This window comes from Vibrio sp. 2130-1 (assembly GCF_033339515.1).
In genome coordinates this window covers 1-637 of the sequence record NZ_JAWOUT010000394.1, presented here as the reverse complement: position 1 = coordinate 637, position 637 = coordinate 1, and the positions used below count along the sequence as shown (strand labels likewise).

1 pseudogene is annotated in these 637 nt (G+C 38.5%); it reads right to left on the bottom strand.

Annotation, left to right across the window (positions count from 1 at the left end):
- Window positions 1–92 precede the first annotated feature (92 nt).
- Window positions 93–637 (bottom strand): annotated as a pseudogene (locus R7Q09_RS26440) (ATP-dependent helicase); the annotation flags it as partial.

The following is a 637-nucleotide window of genomic DNA, read 5'->3' as shown; positions in this document are numbered from 1 at the left end:
TTAGCCCCAAAATGAGTCAGGCCAACAATATTGAAATTAGTATAGGTAATGTAAAATATGCTCAATTTTTGAGTTTGACCTTTGTAAAATGTCTAAAGTAAGTGAAATCCCATATCTTTTAATCTTGTTTTATCAGCATCATTTAAAGTTTTCACAGCCCATATTAAACAGTGTTTAGGCCTTGATGAGGCAACATATGCGAACCTAGCAGCTTCACTGCTTTGACTATCAATCCAACTGCGCCAATGAGAACCAGGCTGCCCGCCCGCGCGTGCCGTTGAAATTAACATGGTGACATCGTGTGTTTCGCCTTTCGCTCCATGAATTGTAGTCTTTCGGTGCAATGTTGTTGTTTTAGTTGTTTGTCCTAAAAATGTGTCAACTTGGTTGCCTGCTTGACCAGAGGGCGATGCCAAATTTACATTATTTAGTGGGGATATGACTTGGGCAATCTCTTGTATGATGAACTTTTGACTTGATAGGTTTCGAACTAATGTTTTAGCACTACGTACCCAATTTGACCAAGAACCTGTCATTTGTTTTAGGTTATTATTGGTGAAATACTTAAGTGATGAACATAAAAACCTTCTCCATGCTAGGTTTGAGTCTATGCTTTGTGGACAATTGAAACTGTTTG